A 22,905-nucleotide genomic window follows, 5' to 3' on the forward strand; every position below is an offset into this window, starting at 1 on the left:
GTCATGCAGCAGCTGCGGTTGGCAGGTGCACTTGGAATGATCGGGACGTTAGTGAACAAGTGTCGCAATCCGCAAGAGGTAGTCATCCAATCGTCACAACCCCGCCACCGACGGAAGGTATGACTCCGCCTCTGCTGGGCAGGCCGGGGCGGTCCGACGACCACGAGAGCACAGCGGCATCGGGAGCCACACCCTAGTCAGCCGGGCCGACGGCGGAACAGGAGTGCGGGGCGGCCGGAAACGGCCAGTGGCGGATCACCGCCAAGCCGGAGCGGCGGACGGTCAGAGCGCGTACAGTCGCCGGGCGTTGTCGGCCGCCACCTGACGGGCCAGCCGGTCGGCGTCAGCCGCGGTGCACGCGCCGTCGGCGCGCCAGCCGTCCAGCAGGGCGCCCAGGCCGTGCCGGAACTGGGCCGCGCCGACCAGGTACAGCTCGGGCAGGCCGTAGGCGTCGGTGGAGAACAGCAGCTTGCCGAACGGCGCCAGCTCCAGCATCTCCCCGAGCACCGCCGCCGCCCGGGGGCCGACGTAGGAGGTGGTCAGGCCGAGGTCGGTGTACACCAGCGGGAAGGCCTGGGCCAGCCAGGCGGCCTGCCGGTGGTACGGGTAGCCGTGCAGCAGCACCAGCGGAACGCCGCTCGGCTCGGCGGCGCGCACGAAGCCGGCCAGCAGCGAAGGGTCGGCGAGGTGCAGGGTGACGTCGGGGTCGCCGAAGCCGGTGTGCAGTTGGAGCGGCAGCCGCAGCGCGGCGCAGACCTCCAGGGCGGCCCACAGCAGTTCACGCAGCAGCACCGGGTCGGTGACCCGGCCGCCCCCGGCGCGCTGCCGCCCGGCGGCGGCCCCCGCGACCTCGGCCGGGGAGGGGCGTTCGGCGGGCACCGCCAGGCCGCTGCGGTAGGCCACCACCGACTTCACCGCGACGGCGCCGACGGCCGCCTCGGCCAGCGCCTCGCGGACGGCCCCGGCCCAGGCGCCGGGCGGGGCGGCGACGGTCTCGGCGACCGTCTCCAGCCGGACCACCTCGCGCACCCGGACGGCGGCCGCCTCGGCGAACTCGCCGAGCGGCAGCAGCGGATGGCCGGCGGCGGCGGTCAGCCCGGTGTCGACCAGACAGGTGTCCAGGCCGGCGGCGGCCAGCAGCCGGCCGGTGGCCCGCACGGCGCCGAGCTCGCGCCGCCGGGCGAGGTACTCCTCGGCCGACGCGTGCGCGGGCAGCCCGAGCGCGGGCGGACACCAGCGGCGCACGGCGAGGCCGATCGCGCTGTCGAAGGGCGAGGTGCCGGGGGCCGGCGGGCGGTCGGACTCGGTGAGCAGCCCCGCCAGCGCGTCGTCGGCGAGTTCGGCCGTCACCACGCTGTGGCAGTGGTGGTCGACCAGCGCGGGGACGTCCAGCACGCCGCTAGTACCGCCAGCGGGTGGCGGCGGCCAGCTCCTCGGGGGGCGCGTCGGCGTACTGGTCGGCCTCGGCCTCCCGGACGGCGAGCACGGCCCCGTACAGGGCCTCGCCGAGCGCCTCGCGCAGCAGCGCGGACCGGCGGTAGGCGTCGAGCGCCTCGCCCGGGCCGGAGGGCAGCCGGGGGACGGCACCGGGCTCGGCCTGCGCCGGGTCACCGGTGAACTCCGGTGGCAGCGCCAGCCGTTGGTCAAGGCCGGCGAGGCCCGCGGTGATCACCCCGCCGACCGCCAGATAGGGGTTGGCGGTGGCGTCGAAGCACTTGACCTCCGCGTTGGCGGCCGAGGCGCGCTCACCGGTGGAGCCGGCGACCAGCCGCAGCGCGGCCTCCCGGTTCTCCAGGCCCCAGCACTGGTAGGCCCCGGCCCAGTGCGACGGGACCAGCCGCAGGTAGCCGGCCGGGCTGGAGCAGCCGAGCACCAGCAGTTCGGGCAGCGCGCCGAGCACCCCGGCGAGGAAGCCCTCGGCCTCGGCGGTGAGGCCGTGCGGGCCGGGGCCGCCGTGGGCGAGGTTGCGGCCGTCCCGCCACAGGCTGAGGTGGAGGTGGCCGCCGTTGCCGACGCCACCGGCCTCGACCGCCGGGGCGAAGGAGACCCGCAGACCGTGCCGGGCGGAGACGGCGCGGATCGTCTGCCGCACCAGCACCGAGGTGTCGGCGGCCTCGACCGGACCCTCGGGGGCGAGCGAGACCTCGAACTGGCCCGCCGCGTACTCGGGGTGGATCTGGAGCACGGTCAGGCCCTGCTCGCCGAGGGCGCGCAGCACGTCGCGCAGGTAGTCGGAGAGCTCGGTCAGCCGCTGCATGCCGTAGGCCGGGCCGGCCGTCGGGTAGCGGGGCTCCTCCCCGGGCGGGCCGGCCAGCGCGACCACCCACTCGATCTCGATGCCGGCCTTCAGCGTCAGCCCCTGCTCGGCGGCGGCCGTGACCGCCCGGCGGGCGAAGAGCCGCTGGCAGCCCGGGTGCGGGGCCCCGCCCTGGGTGTAGCGGTCCCCCGGCGCCCAGGCCCAGCCCGGCTGGGCGGCGAGCGGCACGATCCGTTCGACGTCGGGGTAGAGCCGCAGGTCCCCGGTGGGGCCGCCGATCAGCGGGCTGGTGACGATGGTGTCGTCGGCGAGGAAGACGTCGAAGCAGGGGGCCGTGCCGACGCCCCACTGGGCCGCGTGCACCAGGCCGCCGAGCGGCACCGCCTTGACCCGGGTGATCCCGGCGTTGTCCACCCAGGTGACGGCGACCGCCTCGACCCCGGCGGTCCGCAGCCGGTCGACCGCCAGCTGGGCGCGCTCCCCGCGCTCGGCCCGGTCGACCCGGGGCGGCACGGCGCCGCCCTCGGGCCCGGCGGCGGACGCCCGGTCGGACTCCCTGCTGGACCCGGCCCCCTTGCTGGACTCTGCGGACGGATCGGGACGGCCCGCGGAGACGGTTCCGGTGCTCATGACCTCATGCTCCCCCGGCCCGCGGGGGCGCGTAACTCCCCTATCGGGTGGTCCGAACGGACGTCCGTCCACCCCCGTCCCCCGTGCGGGTGATCGCCCGCCCGTGAGCAGCGGAGAATCAGCGCCCGACCCCCTTCCTACCGGCCGGTAGCTTCGCTACAGTGTCGGCACGCACCACCGTCGGGCTTCGGGAGCCGCACCGACGGGGGCGCCGTCCGCCGCGCGGGACTCGCGCGGAGCGGGCGGCGCGCGACGGTGCTCTCGTGCACCGGCGGGCGCCGCGGACCGCGGCCGCAGCCGGGACTTCTCTCCTCCGTGTTCAGAGCCGCTGCCCCACGTCGAGCGCCTGAGCACCACGGCACACCCGCAGCACCGCCGGAGCGGACCGGCGGCGGCGCGGTGGCCGCAACCGTCATCCCCCGCCCCCGCGCGCGGACCCTCCTCCGAAGGGCGCGCCCTTCGGAGCGCGCGCGGGTCTTCCATGACAAGGAGTCAGGACAGATGGAGCGTCCCTTCCCCACGGTCGCCGTGGTCGGCCTCGGCACGATGGGCTCCGGCGTCGCGGTCGCGGTCGCCAGGAGCGGCCGCCGGGTGATCGGCATCGAGGCCGACGAGGCCTCGGCCGCCCGGGCGCTGGCCCGGATCGAGGAGGCCACCGCGCACGCGGTGGCCCGCGAGCGGCTCACCGCCGAGGAGCGGGCCGGGCTGCTGGCCCGGATCACCGTCGGCCACGCGCTGGAGGCCGCCGCCGAGGCCGCCCTGGTGATCGAGGAGGTCCCCGAGCGGCTGGAGCTCAAGCGGGAGCTCTTCGCCGAGCTGGACCGGATCTGCCCGGCCGGCACCGTGCTGGCCACCGGCACCACCGCGCTGTCGGTGACCCGGATCGCCGCCGCCACCGCCCGCCCGGACCGGGTGCTCGGCCTGCACTTCTTCAACCCCGTGCACACCATGAAGCTGGTCGAGGTGGTGCGCACCGTGCTCACCTCCCCGCAGGTGGCCGAGCAGGCCGCGGCCCTCGCCCGGGACCTCGGCAAGGAGCCGGTGGCGGCCGGCGACCGGCCCGGCTTCGTGGTCAACGGCCTGCTCTTCGCCTACCTCAACCAGGCCGCCGCGATGTACGAGTCCCGGTACGCCACCCGGGAGGACATCGACGCCGCGATGCGGCTCGGCTGCGGCCTGCCGATGGGCCCGCTGGCGCTGCTCGACCTGATCGGCGTGGACACCGCCCGGACCGTCCTGGAGGCGATGTACGAGCAGTCGAAGGACCGGCTGCACGCGCCCGCGCCGATCCTCGGCCAGCTGGTCGCCGCCGGGCTGCTGGGCCGCAAGTCCGGCCGCGGCTTCTACGCCTACGAGGCGCCCGGCTCCTCGAAGGCCGTCGACGCCGCCACCGGCCCGGCGCGGCCCAAGGCCCCCGGGCGGGAGGTGCGCGGCATCGGCGTCTGCGGCTCGGGCACCATGGCCACCGGCATCGTCGAGGTGTTCGCCAAGGCCGGGTTCCCGGTGCTGCTGGCCGCCCGCGGCCAGGAGAAGGCGGAGCGGGCCAAGGCGCAGCTGGCGAAGTCGCTGGAGCGCTCGGTCGGCAAGGGCCGGCTGACCGCGGAGCAGCGGGACGCCGCGCTGGCACTGGTCACTCCGGTCGGACGGTACGACGAGCTGGCCGGGGTGGACCTGGTGGTGGAGGCGGTCGCCGAGGACCTGGCGGTCAAGCGCGAGCTGTTCGCCACCCTGGACGCGATCGTCAAGCCGGGCGCGGTGCTGGCCACCACCACCTCCTCGCTGCCGGTGATCGGCTGCGCCTCGGCCACCTCGCGGCCGCAGGACGTGATCGGCATGCACTTCTTCAACCCGGCGCCGGCGATGCGGCTGGTGGAGGTGGTCTCCACGGTGCTGACCGCCCCGGACGTCACCGCGACCGTGCTGGAGCTGTGCGCGAAGGTCCGCAAGCACCCGGTGGAGTGCGGGGACCGGGCCGGGTTCATCGTCAACGCGCTGCTCTTCCCCTACCTGAACGACGCGGTGCGGATGCTCCAGGAGCACTACGCGACGGTGGACGACATCGACACCGCGATGAAGCTCGGCTGCGGGTACCCGATGGGCCCGTTCGAGCTGCTGGACGTGGTCGGCCTGGACGTCTCGCTGACCATCGAGCAGGTGCTGCACCGGGAGTTCCGGGAGCCGGGCCTGGCCGCGGCGCCGCTGCTGGAGCACCTGGTGGCGGCCGGCTGCCTGGGCCGCAAGACCGGCCGCGGCTTCCGCGACCACGCGCGCCGATGACCACCCCGCCGCCCTCCGGGGGACGGCCCGGCCGGCCGCCGCTGCGCCCGGAGCGGCCCGGCTGGGGGCCGGGCGCGGTCCCGGCGCGCCGGCCCGGACCCGCGGCGGGCGGGCCGGTCCCCCCGGTCCGCCGGGGAAGACCCCCGGGCGCGGCGCCGGGGACGTGTAGCGTTCCGGGCATGGATCGGGTTCAGTCAGTCTCCCCGCAGCAATCCGCCCCGGCGCGCGACGGCCGGCCGGCCGGGACCGGCCAGGACGGGGGCCCGGGCAGCCGCCGGGCGGCGGCGCAGCGCCAGCAGATGCGTCAGGATCTGGCCACCGCCGCCATGGAGTTGTTCGCCTCGCAGGGCTACGAGGAGACCACGGTCGACCAGATCGCGGCGGCGGCCGGGGTGGCCCGGCGGACCTTCTTCCGGTACTTCCGGTCCAAGGAGGAGGCGATCTTCCCGGACCACGACGACACCCTGGTCCGGGTGGCCGACCTGCTGGCCAGTGCCGAGCCGGAGGAGCACCCGCTGGACGTGGTCTGCCGGGGCATCAAGGAGGTGCTGCGGATGTACGCCTCCACGCCCGGGGTGTCGGTCGCGCGGTACCAGTTGATCCGTCAGGTGCCGGCGCTGCGCGAGCGGGAGATCGCCGTGGTGGCCCGCTACGAGCGGCTGTTCACCCGGTACCTGCTGGGCCGCTTCGACACCGCCGGGGAGATCCCCTCGGGCTGGCAGCGCGGCGGCGAGGACGACTCGATGCTGGCCGAGGTGTCGGCGGCGGCCGTGGTCGCGGCCCACAACCACGTGCTGCGGCGCTGGCTGCGGGCGGGCGGCCGGGGCGACGTCGAGGCGCAGCTGGACCACTCCTTCGAGGTGATCCGGCGGACCTTCTGGGCGTCCAGCTCGCCGGGCGCGCGGCGGCGCGGCGCCGTGGTGGCACCCGGTGCCAGTGCGACCGAGGCGGAGGCCGCGACGGCGAGCGCACTGAGTGCCGGCCCCGGAGGTGAGGTGCTCATCACAGTCGCCCGGACGGACGCCCCGCTGGAGGTCGTGGTGGACGCCGTGCGGGCCGCCCTGGAGGGCGCCAAGCAGGCCTGATCACCGGAGTTTTCGCAGCTCACGGCAGTTTCCAGGGCCCGCGCCGAACCATCGGCGCGGGCCCTTCCCATGCCCTTCGCAGGCCCCGCCGAGGGGGTCGCGGCCCACCGGAATTGCTGGCACGCCGTGTCTTTACGAGTGGCACAGGGTGCCACTACCTTGTTACCCACCAGTCGCGGCGCCGCGGCTCCCCACCTCGGCGCGCCGTCGTACCGGCGCTCCCCCAACCCCGGGAGCGACCCACCGCAGTGCCAGGCCCACCAGCCACCCACCCACCACCCCGTTCAGCGAAGCCGGTGTCCGCTCCCGGCTCCCCCAGACGCCCTGTGCCCTCACACAGGTACGCCTTCGGAGGCAGCCATGAAGGAAATCCTCGACGCGATCCTCAGCCCCGACAGCACCTCGGCGGACTTCGCCAACGCGAAGCTGCCGGAGTCCTACCGGGCGGTGACGCTCCACAAGGACGAGGAGCAGATGTTCGCCGGCCTCGACAGCCGCGACAAGGACCCCCGCGAGTCCCTCCACCTCGACGAGGTCGCACTGCCCGAACTGGGCCCGGGTGAGGCCCTGGTCGCCGTGATGGCGAGCGCCGTGAACTACAACACCGTGTGGAGCTCGATCTTCGAGCCGGTCTCCACCTTCGGCTTCCTGGAGCGCTACGGCCGGCTCTCCCCGCTCACCGCGCGCCACGACCTGCCGTACCACGTCGTCGGCTCGGACCTCGCCGGCGTGGTGCTGCGCACCGGTGCCGGGGTCAACGCCTGGAAGCCGGGCGACGAGGTGGTCGCGCACTGCCTCTCCGTCGAGCTGGAGTCCTCCGACGGCCACAACGACACGATGATGGACCCGGAGCAGCGGATCTGGGGCTTCGAGACCAACTTCGGCGGCCTCGCCCAGCTGGCCCTGGTGAAGACCAACCAGCTGATGCCCAAGCCCGCCCACCTGACCTGGGAGGAGGCCGCCTCCCCCGGCCTGGTCAACTCCACCGCCTACCGCCAGCTGGTCTCGCAGAACGGCGCCGGCATGAAGCAGGGCGACAACGTGCTGATCTGGGGCGCCAGCGGCGGCCTCGGCTCCTACGCCACCCAGTACGCGCTGGCCGGCGGCGCCACCCCGATCTGCGTCGTCTCCAGCCCGCAGAAGGCCGACATCTGCCGGGCGATGGGCGCCGAGGCGATCATCGACCGCTCCGCCGAGGGCTACCGGTTCTGGAAGGACGAGCAGACCCAGGACCCGCGCGAGTGGAAGCGGCTCGGCGGGCGGATCCGCGAGCTGACCGGCGGCGAGGACGTCGACATCGTCTTCGAGCACCCCGGCCGGGAGACCTTCGGCGCGAGCGTCTACGTCACCCGCAAGGGCGGCACCATCGTCACCTGCGCCTCCACCTCCGGCTTCATGCACCAGTACGACAACCGGTACCTGTGGATGTCGCTCAAGCGGATCGTCGGCTCGCACTTCGCCAACTACCGCGAGGCCTGGGAGGCCAACCGGCTGGTCGCCAAGGGGAAGATCCACCCGACCGTCTCCAAGGTCTACCCGCTGGAGCAGACCGGCCAGGCCGCGCTGGACGTGCACCACAACAAGCACCAGGGCAAGGTCGGCGTGCTCTGCCTGGCCCCCGAGGAGGGCCTGGGCGTGCGCGACGCCGAGCTGCGCACCCGGCACGTCGACGCGATCAACCGCTTCCGGAACATCTGAGGGTGACCTGATGAGTGATCAGAAGCGCGACCGCCCCTGGCTGATGCGCACCTACGCCGGGCACTCCACGGCCGCGGACTCCAACGCGCTGTACCGGCGGAACCTGGCCAAGGGCCAGACCGGCCTCTCGGTGGCGTTCGACCTGCCGACCCAGACCGGCTACGACTCCGACCACGTCCTCGCCCGCGGCGAGGTCGGCCGGGTCGGCGTCCCGGTCGGCCACGTCGGCGACATGCGGGCCCTGTTCGACGGCATCCCGCTCGAACGCACCAACACCTCGATGACCATCAACGCCACCGCGATGTGGCTGCTGGCGCTCTACCAGGTGGTCGCCGAGGAGCAGGGCGCCGGCATCGCCGCGCTCACCGGCACCACCCAGAACGACATCGTCAAGGAGTACCTGTCGCGCGGGACGCACGTCTTCCCGCCCGGCCCCTCGGTGCGGCTGATCACCGACATGATCGCCTACACGGTCGGGAACATCCCCAAGTGGAACCCGATCAACATCTGCAGCTACCACCTCCAGGAGGCCGGGGCCACCCCGGTCCAGGAGATCGCCTACGCGATGTGCACGGCGATCGAGGTGCTGGACGCCGTCCGCGACTCCGGCCAGGTGCCGGCCGAGCGGATGGGCGAGGTGGTCGCCCGGATCTCCTTCTTCGTCAACGCCGGCGTGCGGTTCGTCGAGGAGATGTGCAAGATGCGGGCCTTCGGCCGGCTCTGGGAGAAGGTCACCCGCGAGCGGTACGGCATCGAGGACCCCAAGCAGCGCCGGTTCCGCTACGGCGTCCAGGTGAACTCGCTCGGCCTGACCGAGGCGCAGCCGGAGAACAACGTCCAGCGGATCGTGCTGGAGATGCTCGCCGTCACCCTCTCCAAGGACGCCCGCGCCCGCGCCGTCCAGCTGCCCGCCTGGAACGAGGCGCTCGGGCTGCCCCGCCCGTGGGACCAGCAGTGGTCGCTGCGGATCCAGCAGGTGCTCGCCTACGAGTCCGACCTGCTGGAGTACGGGGACCTCTTCAACGGCTCCGACGTCGTCGAGGCCAAGACCGCCGAGCTGCTGGCCGGCGCCGAGGCCGAGATCGCCAAGGTGCTGGGGATGGGCGGGGTGATCCCGGCCGTCGAGTCCGGCTACCTGAAGTCCAACCTGGTCGCCTCGCACGCGGCCCGCCGGGCCCGGATCGAGTCCGGCGAGGACCGGATCATCGGGGTGAACTGCTTCGACACCACCGAGGAGAGCCCGCTCACGGCCGACCTCGACACCGCGATCACGGTCGTCGACCCGGCCGCCGAGCGGTCCGTGCTGGCCGCCCTGGAGGCCTGGCGCGGGCAGCGCGACGAGGCCGCCGCGCTGCGCGCCCTGGAGGAGCTCAAGGCCGTCGCCGCCACCGACGCCAACCTGGTGCCGGCCACCCTGGCCTGCGCCCGGGCCGGGGTCACCACCGGCGAGTGGGCCTTCGCGCTGCGCGAGGTGTTCGGCGAGTACCGCGCGCCCACCGGCGTCGGCGGCGCCCCGGTCGCGGTCGCCGCCGAGCCCGGCGGCGAGCTGGCCGCGGTCCGCGAGGCGGTCGCCGCGACCGCCGCCGAGCTGGGCGCCGGCAAGCTGCGCCTGCTGGTCGGCAAGCCCGGCCTGGACGGTCACTCCAACGGGGCCGAGCAGATCGCCGTCCGGGCCCGCGACGCCGGCTTCGAGGTGGTCTACCAGGGCATCCGGCTCACCCCCGAGCAGATCGTCTCGGCCGCCGTCGCCGAGGACGTCCACTGCGTGGGCCTGTCGATCCTCTCCGGCGCCCACTCCGAGCTGGTCCCGGACGTGCTGCACCGGCTGCGCCGCGCCGGGGTGGAGGATGTCCCGGTGATCGTGGGTGGCATCATCCCGGCAGCGGACGGCGAGGCCCTCAGGGCCGCCGGCGTCGCCGCCGTCTTCACCCCGAAGGACTTCGGCATCACCACCATCATCGGCCGGATCGTGGACGAGATCCGGCTGGCCAACAGGCTCCAGCCCTGGACGCCGGCCCCGGCCACGACGACCAGCTGACCCCGGAAGGACCCTCTCCCACCATGACTGTCAACCGCCTGCGCCCGCGCCGCTCCTGCCTCGCCGTACCCGGCAGCAACCCGCGTTTCCTGGAGAAGGCCCAGGGCCTGCCCGCCGACCAGGTCTTCCTCGACCTGGAGGACGCCTGCGCCCCGCTGGTCAAGGAGAGCGCCCGGCACTCGATCGTCGACGCGCTGAACAACGGCGACTGGGGCGGCAAGACCCGCGTCGTGCGGGTCAACGACTGGACCACCCACTGGACCTACCGCGACGTGATCACCGTCGTCGAGGGCGCGGGCCCCAACCTCGACTGCATCATGCTGCCCAAGGTCCAGGACGCCGAGCAGGTCAAGGCGCTCGACCTGCTGCTCACCCAGATCGAGAAGACCATGGGCTTCGAGGTCGGCCGGATCGGCATCGAGGCGCAGATCGAGAACGCCAAGGGCCTCATCAACGTCGACGCCATCGCCCAGGCCTCGCCCCGGCTGGAGACCATCATCTTCGGCCCGGCCGACTTCATGGCCTCGATCAACATGAAGTCCCTGGTGGTCGGCGAGCAGCCGCCCGGCTACTCGGCCGACGCCTACCACTACATCCTGATGCGCATCCTGATGGCCGCCCGCGCCCACGACCTCCAGGCGATCGACGGCCCCTACCTGCAGATCCGCAACCAGGAGGGCTACCGCGAGGTGGCCGGCCGCGCCGCCGCGCTGGGCTTCGACGGCAAGTGGGTGCTGCACCCGGACCAGGTCGCCGCCGCCAACGAGATCTTCTCGCCCTCCCAGGCGGACTACGACCACGCCGAGCTGATCCTCGACGCCTACGACTGGTGCACCTCAGAGGCCGGCGGCTTCAAGGGCTCGGCGATGCTCGGCGACGAGATGATCGACGAGGCCAGCCGCAAGATGGCGCTGGTCGTCTCCGGCAAGGGCCGGGCCGCCGGTCTGCAGCGCACCTCCACGTTCGAGCCCCCGCAGGCCTGAGAGCCCCGACCCCAAGGACCACTGAGACATGCAGTTCGGACGCACCTACGAGGAGTTCGAGGTCGGCGCGGTGTACAAGCACTGGCCCGGCAAGACGGTCACCGAGTACGACGACCACCTCTTCTGCCTCCTCACCATGAACCACCACCCGCTCCACCTGAACGCCGACTACGCGGAGCGGACGACCGACTTCGGCCGCAACGTGGTGGTGGGCAACTACGTCTACTCGCTGCTGCTGGGGATGTCCGTCCCGGACGTCTCCGGCAAGGCGATCGCCAACCTGGAGATCGAGTCGCTGCGGCACGTCGCGCCGACCTTCCACGGCGACACGATCTACGGCGAGACCACCGTGCTCGACAAGTGGCCGTCCAAGTCCAAGGACGACCGCGGCATCGTGTACGTCGAGACCAAGGGCTACAAGCAGGACGGCACGGTCGTCTGCGTCTTCCGCCGCAAGGTGATGGTGCCGACCGCGACGTACATCGAGGCGCGCGGCGGCGAGCAGCCCGGCCGCCCCGTCCCGCTCGGCTGAGCCCCCCCCCGAAGGAAAAAGCCCCGGACGGGCCGGCCGCCGTCATCGGCCGTGCCCCGACCCGGTTCACGGGGGCTCCGCGGAAGCCACGCCCGCGGAGCCCCCGCCCCCCTCACTCCTCTTCTCTTTTCCCTCAGTCATGACAGGAGCCGCACGATGGGACGCCTCGCGCAGACCGACGGCCTCACCGAGATCCAGCGGGACATCCTCGCCACCGTGCGCGGGTTCGTCGACAAGGAGATCATCCCGGTCGCGACCGAGCTGGAGCACAAGGACGAGTACCCCGCCGCGATCGTCGAGGGCATGAAGCAGCTCGGCCTCTTCGGCCTGACCATCCCCGAGGAGTACGGCGGCCTCGGCGAGTCGCTGCTCACCTACGCCCTGGTGGTGGAGGAGATCGCCCGCGGCTGGATGTCCGTCTCCGGCATCGTCAACACCCACTTCATCGTGGCGCACATGATCAACGCGCACGGCACCCAGGAGCAGAAGGACCACTTCCTGCCGAGGATGGCGACCGGCGAGGTCCGCGGCGCCTTCTCGATGTCCGAGCCGGGCCTGGGCTCCGACGTCGCCGCGATCACCACCAAGGGTGTCAAGGACGGCGAGGACGGGGAGTTCTACGTCCTCAACGGCCAGAAGATGTGGCTGACCAACGGCGGCACCTCCACCCTGGTCGCGGTGCTGTGCCGGACCGACGAGGGCGGCTCCACCCCCTACAGGAACATGACCACCTTCCTGATCGAGAAGACGCCGGGCTTCGGACCGAACCCGACCGTCCCCGGCCTCACCGTGCCCGGCAAGATCGAGAAGATGGGCTACAAGGGCGTCGACACCACCGAGCTGGTCCTCCAGGACGTCCGCGTCCCGGCCGACCGGATCCTCGGCGGCGTCCCCGGCCGCGGTTTCTACCAGATGATGGACGGCGTCGAGGTCGGCCGGGTCAACGTGGCCGCGCGCGGCTGCGGCGTCGCCCGGCGCGCCTTCGAGCTGGGCATCGCCTACGCCCAGCAGCGCACCACCTTCGGCAAGAAGATCGCCGAGCACCAGGCGATCCAGTTCAAGCTCGCCGAGATGGCCACCAAGGTCGAGGCCGCCCACCAGATGATGGTCATGGCCGCCCGCAAGAAGGACGGCGGCGAGCGCAACGACCTGGAGGCCGGCATGGCCAAGTACCTCGCCTCCGAGTACTGCAAGGAGGTCGTCGAGGACGCCTTCCGGATCCACGGCGGCTACGGCTTCTCCAAGGAGTACGAGATCGAGCGGCTCTACCGGGAGGCCCCGATGCTGCTGATCGGTGAAGGTACTGCGGAGATCCAGAAGATGATCGTCGGGCGCCGGCTGCTGGAGGAGTACCGCATCGCGCAGTGACCGACAGGTCACCGGAGCCGCCGGTCGACGGGCGTGCGGGCCCGTCCCGGCAGGACGCCGTGCCCCGACCCGGTCGCCTGGTCCGCCCCGGGTCCGGCACGGCCCACCGGAGCGGCCGCAGGGCGTACAGCTGCTGTCACGCGCCCCGCGGCCGCTCCGGCATCCCCGCGCCGTGCTCCGGACGTGCCCCCGGCTGCCCCCGGCGGACGGCTCCGAACGGCCGTACGGGCACGGTTGAGACATGAGTCACCAGCTTCGCCCGGTCCCTTGGGAACCGGAGCGGGGCGAGCTACGGTCGTACAGAAGGGACGCTGCCGCGTCTCCGCCAGGTCACATGACGAGCAGGCGGGTTGCCCACCCACCGTCTGCTCCCGATAGCATCCACCGGGACAGCAGACGTCCCTCTCTTACCCGATCCCGCGGTGGCCCCCGTCCAGCGGCCATGATCCCCCGCGACAAAGGTCTTCGATGCCCATCAGCCCGTCCCCTCACACCTCCGTCACGGACCGCGATGCCCTCGCAGCCACGACGGCCGGTCGGCGACCCCGCGTGACCATCGCGCGCGGAGCCACCCCCTGGTTCGTCCCCACCCTCGCCACGGCCGCCGTGACCACCGCCCTCACCCGGCGCAGTGGCAAGTGGGCCCTGGCGGCGGTACCCGCCTGTGCGCTCGGCGCCGGCATGCTGTGGTTCTTCCGCGACCCCGAGCGTGAGATCGGCACGGGCAGAGTGATCTCCCCCGCCGACGGCGTGGTCCAGAGCATCGACGCGTGGCCGGACGGCCGGACCCGCGTGGCGATCTTCATGAGCCCGCTGAACGTCCACGTCAACCGGGCCCCGCTGCCCGGAACCGTGGCCTCCGTCGAGCACGTGCCCGGTGGCTTCGTGCCCGCGTTCAACAAGGACAGCGACCAGAACGAGCGGGTCGTCTGGCACTTCGACACCGAGCTCGGCGACATCGAGATGGTGCAGATCGCGGGCGCCGTGGCGCGCCGCATCGTGCCGTACGTGGACGCCGGTACCAAGGTCGAGCAGGGCGAGCGGATCGGTCTGATCCGGTTCGGGTCCCGGGTCGACACCTACCTGCCGGCCGGCGTCGAGGTCGGCGTCGAGGTCGGCCAGAAGACCACCGCCGGGGTGACGCGCCTTGACCGTGACTGATCCTGAGACGATCGTCGGCCTGGACGACGAGGAGACGGCCCTGCGCCGCCGCCGCTGGGCCCGCGACCGCGAGCTGCGCCAGCCGCGCTCGCCGCAGCACCTGTCGACCGCCGACTTCCTGACCCTGGGGAACGCCGTCTGCGGCTTCCTGGCGATCTACTCGATCACCACCGGGGTGCTCGTCCCGCACATCACCAACCCGGACGCCGCGCCGGACAAGCACAGCGCCGCCACCGCGGTGACGCTGCTGCTGATCGGCTCGATGTGCGACCTGTTCGACGGGCTGGTGGCGCGCAAGCTGCGCTCCTCCGCGCTCGGGGCCGAGCTCGACAACCTGGCCGACCTGATCAGCTTCGGCATCGCGCCGGCCTACTTCGTCGCGGTCTGGGGCATGGTCTCGCCCGGCTCCAACAGCCGGCTGTCGGCGCTGATCGCGCTGACCGTGCTGCTCGCGGTGGTGCTGCGGCTCGCCCGCTTCTCCGCCGTCAAGATGCGACCCGGGGTGTTCCAGGGCATGCCCTGCCCGATGGGCGCCATGACGGTGATCGCCATCGTGCTGCTCGACCCGCCGTTCCTGCCCGGTCTGCTCGCCATCTTCGGCGCGGCGTACCTGATGGTCAGCCGGATCGAGTACCCGAAGCCGCAGGGCCTGCTGGCCACCGCGACGCTCTGCTGGATCGTGGTCTCGATCGGCTGCCTGGCGGCCTGGGCGACCGGCCTGCCGGGCGGCGACAACCTGATGCACATCGGCGCGTTCGCGCAGATCGCACTCGCCGCGATGGCGCCGCTGCTGGTGATCCGCCGCAAGGTGGGCCAGAAGGTCGGCGACGTCCGGGCCCGCCGCGCGGAGTCGCGGATCGGCTGACGGTCCCCCTTGGGCATGCGTAAGGGCCCGGCTCCCCTCGGGGAGCCGGGCCCTTACGCGTGTCCGGGACTCGGGGGCGCTACGCGCCGCCGCGGTGGACGCTGAAGGCCGAGCGGCGGGCCGCGCGGGCCACCCCCGGGTCCGGGTGGACGCCGGAGACCGCGGTCAGCACCGAGGCCGCCCGCGGGTGCCCGGACTGCCGGGCCCGGGCGAACAGCCGCACCGGGTCGCCGGCCGAGGCGCCCTCGACGTGGCCGACGAGCAGGTCCGTCTCCCCGTGGTCGAGCACGGCCGCGGCGGTGTCCACCCAGAGCCAGGCGGCGTCCTCCGCGCCCAGCACATCGGCCGGGGAGACCCCCTCGTCCGAGCGCTCGGCCAGCCAGAGCAGCGCGTAGGGGCGCAGCACCGGCTCGTCGACGGCGGCCCGGACGGCCTGCTCGGCGGTCACGCCGGCCACCCGCAGCGCCTCGAAGGCCAGGCCGCGCACCAGGGCGTCCTCACCCTGCGCGGCCTCCAGCAGCTCGGCCACCGCCCGGTCGGCCGGGCGGGCGGCCAGCCAGGCCCGGTACTCGGCGCGGGCCGGGCCCGGCGAGTAGTCGGCGCAGGCGCTCAGCAGCGCCAGCGCGCTCTGCTCGATGTGGCCGGCGGCGGTCTGCGCGACGGTGCAGATCTCCTCCAGCTTGGCCCGCACCGCCCAGTGCCCGAGCGGGGAGAGCTCGGCCGCGTTGTCCCGGCGGACCAGCGCGCCGACGGCGGCCAGGCCGTCCAGCATCCAGTCCAGGACGGCGGCGACGTCGGCCGGCGAGGCCGGGGTGTCGATCTGCGGCTCGCGGCAGGTGCCGCGCACGGCGGAGACGGCGGAGGCCGCGTGCGGGACGGGCGAGAGGCCGAAGGTGCCCTCGCCGCCGCCGACCCGGCGCTCGTCCAGGCCGCGCCGCAGCAGTTCCAGCAGCTCGGCGTCGGCCACCGGGCCGTCCACCAGATGGAGGAAGGAGAGCAGCTGCGGCGCCTGGTCGACGGCCTGCCCGGCGAGCACCGCGAAGACGCCGCGCAGGGCGGCGGGCGGGACCGGGGCGAGCAGCGTCCAGGCGTCGAACAGCGCCGACCAGCCGCGGACCACCGCCTCGTCGTCGTGCTCCCAGGCGTGCAGGCGCCAGCCGGGGCCGGCGCCGCCGTCCCGGGCCTCGACCAGGCCGACCAGCAGGGCCTGGCCCCACGCCTTGGCAGCGGCGCCCACCGTCATGGCGAGCGCGCGGCCGGCGGCGCGGGCGTCGTCGGGCAGCAGTTCGCCGCGCTTGTCGACCTCGTCGAGATCGCCGGCCCAGCGGGCGATCCGGACGGCGTCGACCAGCATGCGGCGGGCCAGCGGAGCGAGTTCGGCGGGGGCGGGGAAGCCCTCCGGAACGGGGACCCGGCCACGGCCGGGTGCGGGGGCGGGGCCTCGTCGGCGGGGTACGCCCGGGGCCCCCGGCCTGGCGCCGGCGGTGCGGTGGGCCGTTCCGGGGAGACGGGTCACCGTCGCACCGGTACCGATCGTCGGCGGGAGCGGGGCATCACGGTCGCGCGGATTCCGAGACGTCACGTCGAGCAGTCTTCCCCTTGTACCGGCCATCTGTCACATCCGGTTGTCCGCGGGGGGCGGACGGGGGGCGCGGGGGCTCGACAAGATCGGGCAACAGAGGCCAAACCGGCTGGCTTGATCTATGTGGCGGGTTCATGCCACACGGAACGGGTGCGCCTCGGAATCCACCCGCGAGGGGGGGCGGAAGCGCGTCAGCAGAACGGCGTGAGCCAGCGGCGGAGGGTCTCGGCGTAACGGTCCGGGTCGGTGTTCCACAGCGCGGCGTGGTCGCCGCCGGGGAAGGCCTGGAGGTTGACCACGTCCGGGCGGCGGTGGGCGAGGCGCTCGGCCGCGGCGAACGGGGCCACCGGGTCGTCGGGGCCGTGCAGCACCAGGGTGGGCACCCGCAGGTCGGCACCCTCCGCCAGGCGGGCGAAGTCGGCCAGATCCACGCCGGTGCGGCCCTCGGCCGCGAGCGCGCCGAGTTCGGCCGCCGCGCCCCGGAAGCCGGCCCGGGCGGCGTCCCGGCGGGCGGTGGCCGGCCAGTCCAGCACCGGCGAGTCCAGGACGAGGCTGCTGATCGAGGGGGCGAGGTCCGAGCGGGCCGCGGTGTGCAGGACCATCGTGGCGCCGAGCGACCAGCCGTAGAGGACGACCCGGCCCGCGCCGGCGTCCAGGGCGGTGCGCACCGCCGCCTCGACGTCCCGCCACTCGGTCTCGCCGAAGTGGCCGAGGCCGTCCGGGGAGGCGGGCGCGCCGGCGTCGCCGCGGTAGGTGACGGCGAGCACGGGCAGGCCCAGGCGTCGCAGCTCGGACAGGACGGGCAGGGTCTGCGCGCGGTCGGCGCCGGGGCCGTGCACCAGGACCACCCAAGTGCCGCGCTTGCCGTCCAGCCGCCAGGCGGGCATCGCGCCGAGCTCGCCCTCGACGGCGGTCTCGGCGAACGGCAGGCCGAGCGCCTGCCCCGGGTCGCCGAGGTGGACCCGGGGGGTGAAGCGGACCTCGGTGCCGGGGGTGAGGGTGCCGCGGTCGGCGCGCACCAGGCGGCGGGTGACGCCCTGCCCGTCGCGGTGCAGGACCTCCTCGACGACCGCGTGGCCGTCCTCGCCCCACTCGACCGCCCAGCGGCCGGGACGCTCGCTCACGGGGGTGCGGGTGAAGGTGGCCTCGCCGGCGCCGAGACCGCGGACGAGCACCGGGCCGCTGCGGGCGCGGGCCTCCTCGGCCGGGCGGACCATCCGCTCGGACGCCCGGCGGCCGATCACCAGCACGGCGGCCCCGGTGCCGACGGCGGCGGCCGCCACGGTGGCCGCGATTCCCCAACGCATACTCGCTCCCCGGTGCTCGGTGTCTGGCTCGGTGGTCGTGTCTGGCTCGGTGGTCCGGCTCGGCGTCCGGTCCGCTGTCCGGACCGCTGCCCGGACCCACCCCTCAGTCCACCCGCGCGGGCGCAGGGAAGCCAGTAGGACACGGCCGTACGGGTTGTTCCGGGAGGAAAATCACACTGGCATGACGGGGGCGCCCGAGGTGTGACCAACACCCGCCGCGACCTCGGTTGACTCCCGGTTCGGGCCCGTGATGGGATCCTTCAGCCAATACGGAGGCATGCAGAGGAAGCCGGTGCGAGTCCGGCGCGGTCCCGCCACTGTCACCGGGGAGCACGACCGGAACACGCCACGGCGGGCCGTCAGAAGCCGCTGGAAGGCCCGGGGTGTGCGTTCGACCCGGAAGCCAGGAGACTCTCGCCCCCGGTTCGTCGATCCAGGGCGCGGACCCTGAGTGAGGACACGCACGCGATGCTGCGCCCTGCCGTGCGCCCGCTGTGCCGGGCCACCGTGTTCGGCGCCGGCGCCGTCGCCGGCTTCCTGGCCGACGCCCGCTTCGGCGACCCGCGCCGCGGCCACCCGGTGGCCGGCTTCGGTTCCGCCGCCGGCCGGCTGGAACGCCGGCTCTGGCGCGACCACCGCGCCGCCGGAGCCGCCTTCACCGCCGTCGCCGTGGGCACCGTCGCGGCCGGCGCGCTCGCCGCCGACCGGCTGCTGGCCCACCGTCCGCTCGGCCGGGCCGCCCTCGCCGCCGCCGCGACCTGGACGGTGCTCGGCGGCACCTCGCTGACCCGGGAGGCCCGCACCATCGGCCGTTCGCTGGCGGCCGGCGACCTGACGGCGGCCCGGGAGCGGCTGCCGCACCTGTGCGGGCGCGACCCGAGCGCGCTGGACGGGCCGCAGCTGGCCCGCGCGGTCGTCGAGTCGGTGGCCGAGAACACCGCCGACGCCGTGGTCAACGCCCTGGTCTGGGGCGGTCTCGCGGGCACCCCGGGCCTGCTGGCGTTCCGCGCGGTGAACACCCTGGACGCGATGGTCGGTCACCGCTCGCCCCGCTACGCCCGGTTCGGCTGGGCCTCGGCACGGCTGGACGACGTGGCCGGCTGGCCCGGCGCGCGGCTGACCGCGCTGCTGGCGGTGGCCGCCGCCCCCGAACCGCGCACCGCCTGGCGGGTCTGGCGGCGCGACGGCTCGGCGCACCCCAGCCCGAACGCCGGCCAGGCCGAGTCGGCCTTCGCCGGCGCGGTGGGCGTACGCCTCGGCGGCACGCTCCGGTACGGCGAGAGGGTCGAGCACCGTCCCGTGCTGGGCCGGGAGCTGCGCCCCGTCGGGGTGGACGACATCGAGCGGGCCTGCGTGCTCTCCCGACGGGTGGGCGCGCTGGCCCTGGGTACGACGGTCGCCGGGCACGTGCTGCTCCGGGCGGCCCTGGACGGGATGCGGAGGGGCAGGGCATGAGCAAGGCACTGCTGGTCGCCGGGACGACCTCGGACGCCGGCAAGAGCGTGGTCACCGCGGGCATCTGCCGCTGGCTGGCCCGGCAGGGAGTCGCGGTCGCGCCGTTCAAGGCGCAGAACATGTCGCTGAACTCCTTCGTCACCGCGGACGGCGCCGAGATCGGCCGCGCCCAGGCGATGCAGGCCCAGGCGGCCCGGGTCGAGCCGGAGGCGGCGATGAACCCGGTGCTGCTCAAGCCCGGCGCCGACGGCCGCAGCCAGGTGGTCCTGCTGGGCCGTCCGGTCGCCGAGGTCGGCGCGCTGGACTACCGCGAGCGCAAGCCGGTGCTGCTGGAACGCGCCCTGGAGTGCCTGGCGGACCTGCGCGCCCGCTTCGACGTGGTGGTCTGCGAGGGCGCGGGCTCGCCCGCCGAGATCAACCTGCGCGACCGCGACATCGCCAACATGGGCCTGGCCACCGCCGCCGGGCTGCCGGTCGTCGTGGTCGGCGACATCGACCGCGGCGGCGTGTTCGCCGCGATGTACGGGACGCTGGCGCTGCTGTCGGCGGAGGACCAGCGGCACGTGGCGGGCTGGTTCGTCAACAAGTTCCGCGGCGACGCGCGGCTGCTCGCCCCCGGGCTGGAGATGCTGCGCGAGCTGACCGGCCGTCCGGTGCTCGGCACCCTGCCGATGCTGCCGGACCTGTGGCTGGACGCCGAGGACTCGCTCGACCTGTCCACCGTCGTCGACCGGACCGCCGCGCGCGGCCCGCTCGGCGCGGACGTGCTGCGGGTGGCCGTGCTGCGCTTCCCCCGGCTGTCCAACTTCACCGACCTGGACGCGCTCGCCCAGGAGCCCGGCGTACTGGTCCGCTGGGCCACCCGGCCGGAGGAGCTGGCCGACGCCGACCTCGTCGTGCTGCCCGGCACCCGGTCCACCGTCGCCGACCTCGGCTGGCTGCGCGAGCGCGGCCTCGAACCGGTGCTCAAGGCGCGGGCGGCGGCCGGGCGGCCGCTGCTCGGCGTCTGCGGCGGCTACCAGATGCTGGCGCGCTCGATCGTGGACGAGGTCGAGTCGAAGGCGGGCGCGGTGGACGGCCTCGGGCTGCTGCCGACGCGGGTGCGGTTCGGCGCGGAGAAGGTGCTCGGCCGGCCGGTCGGCGAGGCGTACGGGGAGCGGGTCGAGGGCTACGAGATCCATCACGGCGTCGTCGCGGTGGACGGCGGGGAGCCGTTCATCTCCGATGGCCACGGACACGGCCTGGACGGCTGCCGGGTGGGCCAGGTGTGGGGAACCACCTGGCACGGCGCGCTGGAGAACGACGGCTTCCGGCGGGCGCTGCTGCGCGACGTCGCGCAGGCCGCCGGCCGGGCCTTCGTCCCCGCGCCGGACACCTCGTTCGCCGACGCGCGGGAGGCCCGGCTGGACCGGCTGGGCGAGCTGATCGAGGAGCACGCGGACACCGACGCGTTGTGGAAGCTGATCGAGGGCGGGGTGCCGGCGGCCGGATCGCTGCCGTTCCTTCCGCCCGGGGCCCCTGGGGAGACTGCATGAGTGACGTCCGTTACCCGTTCACCGCGATCGTCGGCATGGCCGACCTGCGGCTCGGCCTGCTGCTGAACGCCGTCTCCCCGGCGGTCGGCGGGGTGCTGGTGCGCGGTGAGAAGGGCACCGCCAAGTCGACCATGGTGCGCGCGCTGGCCGGGCTGCTGCCGTCCATCGCGACCGTCGACGGCTGCCGCTTCGCCTGCGACCCGGCGGCGCCGGACCCGCAGTGCCCGGACGGCGCGCACGCCGGCGCCCCGGTCTCCGAGCGCCCCGCCCGGCTGGTCGAGCTGCCGGTCGGCGTCTCCGAGGACCGCATCGTCGGCTCGCTGGACCTGGAGCGGGCGCTCGCCGAGGGCGTCAAGGCCTACGAGCCGGGCCTGCTCGCCCAGGCGCACCGCGGCGTGCTCTACATCGACGAGGTGAACCTGCTCCAGGACCACGTGGTGGACCTGCTGCTGGACGCCGCCGCGATGGGCCGCTCCTACGTCGAGCGCGAGGGCGTCTCGGTGCGGCACGCGGCGCGCTTCCTGCTGGTCGGCACGATGAACCCGGAGGAGGGCGAGCTGCGGCCGCAGCTGCTCGACCGGTTCGGCCTGACGGTGGAGATCGCCGCGACCCGCGATCCGGCGGAGCGCGCCGAGGTGGTGCGCCGCCGGCTCGGCTACGACGCCGACCCGGCCGCCTTCGCCGCCCGCTTCGCCGCGGACGAGCGCGCGCTGGCGGACCGGATCACCGCCGCGCGCGAGCTGCTGGCGCAGGTGGAGCTGACCGACACGGCGCTGCGCCAGATCACCGCCGTCTGCGCGGCGTTCGAGGTGGACGGGCTGCGCGCGGACATCGTGATGGCGCGCACCGCCGTCGCGCTGGCCGCCTGGTCCGGGCGCACCGAGGTGCTGGCCGAGGACGTCCGCAAGGCCGCCCAGCTGGCGCTGCCGCACCGCCGCCGGCGCAATCCCTTCGACGCGCCCGGGCTGGACGAGGAGCAGCTGGACCGGGTGCTGGAGGAGCACGCCGAGCCGGAGCCCGAGCCGCAGCCCGAACCCGGGCCCGCGACCGCCGAAGGGTCGCAGGAGGACCCGGACCCGGAGGGCGGCCCGGACGGTCCGGACGGCCCGGACGGCGACGGCCCGCAGGACGGCGGCCCCGACGGTGGCCCCGACGGCGGTGGCGGCGGCGCGCCGGAGCCCGCCGGCCCGGACGGCCCGCCCGTCGAGGCGGCGGACCCGGCGGCCGGGGAGGACCCCGCCCCGCAGCCCGTCCCGGCCCAGCACCCTGCCCCCGCCCGGGAGTCGGCGCCGGTCGCGGCCGGCGACCCGTACCGCACCCGGCTGTTCGCGGTGGACGGCACCGGGCGCGGCGCCCAGGGCCGCCGCTCCCCCGCCGAGACCGACGGCGGCCACACCGTCCGGGCCCGCCGCCCGCGCGGCCGGCTCGCCCGGCTGCACCTGAGCGCCACGCTGCGCGCCGCCGCCCCGCACCAGGTGGCGCGCGGGCGCTCCTCGCGCGCGCTGGTGCTGCACAAGGACGACTTCCGCGAGCAGGTGCGCCAGGGCCGGGAGTCCAATCTGGTGCTGTTCGTGGTGGACGCCTCCGGCTCGATGGCGGCCCGGCAGCGGATGACCGCCGTCAAGGGCGCGGTGCTGTCGCTGCTGATGGACGCCTACCAGCGCCGCGACAAGATCGGCATGATCACCTTCCGGGGCGCCTCGGCCGAGCTGGCGCTGCCGCCCACCTCCTCGGTGGAGGTCGGCGCGGCCCGGCTGGAGTCGCTGCCCACCGGCGGGCGCACCCCGCTGGCGGCCGGCCTGCTGCGGGCCCACGAGGTGCTGCGGGTCGAGCGGCTGCGCGACCCGGACCGCCGCCCGCTGCTGGTCGTGGTGACCGACGGCCGGGCCACCGGCGGCGGCCGGGACGCCGTCAAGCAGTCCCACCGGGCGGCCGGGCTGCTGGCCGCGCAGGGCGTGGCGAGCGTGGTGCTGGACTGCGAGTCCGGCCCGGTCCGGCTCGGCCTGGCCGGCGCCCTGGCGGCCCGGCTGCGCGCCACCTCCGTGACCCTGGACGAGCTGCGCGCCGACGGCGTCGCCTCGCTCGTCCGCGAGAACCGTCCGACCACCACCGCAGCGCGAAAGGCGGCCTGA

General features: G+C 74.6%; 16 protein-coding genes and 1 riboswitch. Of the genes, 12 read left to right on the top strand and 4 right to left on the bottom strand.

Annotated elements, in window-relative coordinates; genetic code table 11:
* Positions 1 to 282: 282 nt before the first annotated feature.
* Together ABZW10_RS33255 and ABZW10_RS33260 are read right to left on the bottom strand one after the other, a co-directional pair.
* On the bottom strand, positions 283 to 1,395 hold the full coding sequence (locus ABZW10_RS33255) for an amidohydrolase family protein (protein WP_355373582.1): 1,113 nt from the start codon (positions 1,393 to 1,395) through the stop codon (positions 283 to 285).
* 4 nt (positions 1,396 to 1,399) lie between these two features.
* The gene (locus tag ABZW10_RS33260; RefSeq protein ID WP_355373585.1) at positions 1,400 to 2,887 is read right to left on the bottom strand and encodes a glutamine synthetase family protein; all 1,488 of its coding nucleotides are present in this window, start codon (positions 2,885 to 2,887) and stop codon (positions 1,400 to 1,402) included.
* 501 nt (positions 2,888 to 3,388) lie between these two features.
* Between ABZW10_RS33260 and ABZW10_RS33265 the strand changes: the two genes are divergently transcribed.
* From ABZW10_RS33265 to ABZW10_RS33305, 9 genes are all read left to right on the top strand, one after another.
* Complete coding sequence (locus ABZW10_RS33265) at positions 3,389 to 5,164, top strand: 3-hydroxybutyryl-CoA dehydrogenase (protein ID WP_355373588.1); 1,776 nt, start codon at positions 3,389 to 3,391, stop codon at positions 5,162 to 5,164.
* 179 nt (positions 5,165 to 5,343) lie between these two features.
* Positions 5,344 to 6,249 (top strand): TetR family transcriptional regulator, encoded by a 906-nt coding sequence (locus tag ABZW10_RS33270; RefSeq protein WP_355373590.1) that lies wholly within the window; start codon positions 5,344 to 5,346, stop codon positions 6,247 to 6,249.
* 360 nt (positions 6,250 to 6,609) lie between these two features.
* Positions 6,610 to 7,947, top strand: coding sequence for a crotonyl-CoA carboxylase/reductase (ccrA, locus tag ABZW10_RS33275; protein WP_355373593.1), 1,338 nt, complete (start codon positions 6,610 to 6,612; stop codon positions 7,945 to 7,947).
* Positions 7,948 to 7,957: 10 nt separating this feature from the next.
* Positions 7,958 to 9,985, top strand: a complete 2,028-nt coding sequence (locus tag ABZW10_RS33280; RefSeq protein WP_355373595.1) for a protein meaA — start codon at positions 7,958 to 7,960, stop codon at positions 9,983 to 9,985.
* A 23-nt stretch (positions 9,986 to 10,008) separates the two neighbouring features.
* The gene (locus ABZW10_RS33285; protein WP_355373598.1) at positions 10,009 to 10,968 is read left to right on the top strand and encodes a CoA ester lyase; all 960 of its coding nucleotides are present in this window, start codon (positions 10,009 to 10,011) and stop codon (positions 10,966 to 10,968) included.
* 28 nt (positions 10,969 to 10,996) lie between these two features.
* Complete coding sequence (locus tag ABZW10_RS33290) at positions 10,997 to 11,500, top strand: MaoC family dehydratase (RefSeq protein ID WP_355373601.1); 504 nt, start codon at positions 10,997 to 10,999, stop codon at positions 11,498 to 11,500.
* Positions 11,501 to 11,656: 156 nt separating this feature from the next.
* Entirely contained in the window at positions 11,657 to 12,868 is a 1,212-nt protein-coding gene (locus ABZW10_RS33295) for an acyl-CoA dehydrogenase family protein (protein ID WP_355373604.1), read from the top strand.
* 468 nt (positions 12,869 to 13,336) lie between these two features.
* Positions 13,337 to 14,029: a phosphatidylserine decarboxylase gene (locus ABZW10_RS33300; RefSeq protein WP_355373607.1), complete on the top strand. Its 693-nt coding sequence runs from the start codon at positions 13,337 to 13,339 to the stop codon at positions 14,027 to 14,029.
* Between the two features lie 40 nt (positions 14,030 to 14,069).
* Positions 14,070 to 14,894, top strand: coding sequence for a CDP-alcohol phosphatidyltransferase family protein (locus tag ABZW10_RS33305; protein ID WP_355373679.1), 825 nt, complete (start codon positions 14,070 to 14,072; stop codon positions 14,892 to 14,894).
* Positions 14,895 to 14,973: 79 nt separating this feature from the next.
* Here ABZW10_RS33305 and ABZW10_RS33310 read toward each other — a convergent pair whose 3' ends face one another.
* The gene (locus tag ABZW10_RS33310) at positions 14,974 to 16,248 is read right to left on the bottom strand and encodes a hypothetical protein (RefSeq protein ID WP_355373610.1); all 1,275 of its coding nucleotides are present in this window, start codon (positions 16,246 to 16,248) and stop codon (positions 14,974 to 14,976) included.
* 419 nt (positions 16,249 to 16,667) lie between these two features.
* The gene (locus tag ABZW10_RS33315; RefSeq protein WP_355373612.1) at positions 16,668 to 17,783 is read right to left on the bottom strand and encodes an alpha/beta fold hydrolase; all 1,116 of its coding nucleotides are present in this window, start codon (positions 17,781 to 17,783) and stop codon (positions 16,668 to 16,670) included.
* A gap of 222 nt (positions 17,784 to 18,005) precedes the next feature.
* Positions 18,006 to 18,218, top strand: a riboswitch (cobalamin riboswitch).
* 33 nt (positions 18,219 to 18,251) lie between these two features.
* Between ABZW10_RS33315 and ABZW10_RS33320 the strand changes: the two genes are divergently transcribed.
* Genes ABZW10_RS33320 through ABZW10_RS33330 form a run of 3 tightly spaced genes read left to right on the top strand, consistent with a single transcriptional unit; the run spans position 18,252 to position 22,905 of the window.
* Positions 18,252 to 19,238: a cobalamin biosynthesis protein gene (locus ABZW10_RS33320; protein ID WP_355373615.1), complete on the top strand. Its 987-nt coding sequence runs from the start codon at positions 18,252 to 18,254 to the stop codon at positions 19,236 to 19,238.
* Positions 19,235 to 20,773 carry a cobyric acid synthase gene (locus tag ABZW10_RS33325; RefSeq protein WP_355373618.1) on the top strand — a complete coding sequence of 513 codons (1,539 nt, stop codon included), beginning with the start codon at positions 19,235 to 19,237 and terminating at the stop codon, positions 20,771 to 20,773. Before ABZW10_RS33320 ends, ABZW10_RS33325 begins: the two co-directional genes overlap by 4 nt.
* Complete coding sequence (locus ABZW10_RS33330) at positions 20,770 to 22,905, top strand: putative cobaltochelatase (RefSeq protein ID WP_355373620.1); 2,136 nt, start codon at positions 20,770 to 20,772, stop codon at positions 22,903 to 22,905. Before ABZW10_RS33325 ends, ABZW10_RS33330 begins: the two co-directional genes overlap by 4 nt.

The organism is Kitasatospora sp. NPDC004723 (assembly GCF_040609255.1).
GTDB lineage: Bacteria > Actinomycetota > Actinomycetes > Streptomycetales > Streptomycetaceae > Kitasatospora.

Coding starts and splice junctions, on each gene's coding strand:
- ABZW10_RS33260 (WP_355373585.1), bottom strand. CDS start 2,887: ATGAGCACCGGAACCGTCTCCGCGGGCCGTCCCGATCCGTCCGCAGAG.
- ABZW10_RS33265 (WP_355373588.1), top strand. CDS start 3,389: ATGGAGCGTCCCTTCCCCACGGTCGCCGTGGTCGGCCTCGGCACGATG.
- ABZW10_RS33270 (WP_355373590.1), top strand. CDS start 5,344: ATGGATCGGGTTCAGTCAGTCTCCCCGCAGCAATCCGCCCCGGCGCGC.
- ccrA (WP_355373593.1), top strand. CDS start 6,610: ATGAAGGAAATCCTCGACGCGATCCTCAGCCCCGACAGCACCTCGGCG.
- ABZW10_RS33280 (WP_355373595.1), top strand. CDS start 7,958: ATGAGTGATCAGAAGCGCGACCGCCCCTGGCTGATGCGCACCTACGCC.
- ABZW10_RS33285 (WP_355373598.1), top strand. CDS start 10,009: ATGACTGTCAACCGCCTGCGCCCGCGCCGCTCCTGCCTCGCCGTACCC.
- ABZW10_RS33290 (WP_355373601.1), top strand. CDS start 10,997: ATGCAGTTCGGACGCACCTACGAGGAGTTCGAGGTCGGCGCGGTGTAC.
- ABZW10_RS33295 (WP_355373604.1), top strand. CDS start 11,657: ATGGGACGCCTCGCGCAGACCGACGGCCTCACCGAGATCCAGCGGGAC.
- ABZW10_RS33300 (WP_355373607.1), top strand. CDS start 13,337: ATGCCCATCAGCCCGTCCCCTCACACCTCCGTCACGGACCGCGATGCC.
- ABZW10_RS33310 (WP_355373610.1), bottom strand. CDS start 16,248: ATGCTGGTCGACGCCGTCCGGATCGCCCGCTGGGCCGGCGATCTCGAC.
- ABZW10_RS33315 (WP_355373612.1), bottom strand. CDS start 17,783: ATGCGTTGGGGAATCGCGGCCACCGTGGCGGCCGCCGCCGTCGGCACC.
- ABZW10_RS33320 (WP_355373615.1), top strand. CDS start 18,252: ATGCTGCGCCCTGCCGTGCGCCCGCTGTGCCGGGCCACCGTGTTCGGC.
- ABZW10_RS33325 (WP_355373618.1), top strand. CDS start 19,235: ATGAGCAAGGCACTGCTGGTCGCCGGGACGACCTCGGACGCCGGCAAG.
- ABZW10_RS33330 (WP_355373620.1), top strand. CDS start 20,770: ATGAGTGACGTCCGTTACCCGTTCACCGCGATCGTCGGCATGGCCGAC.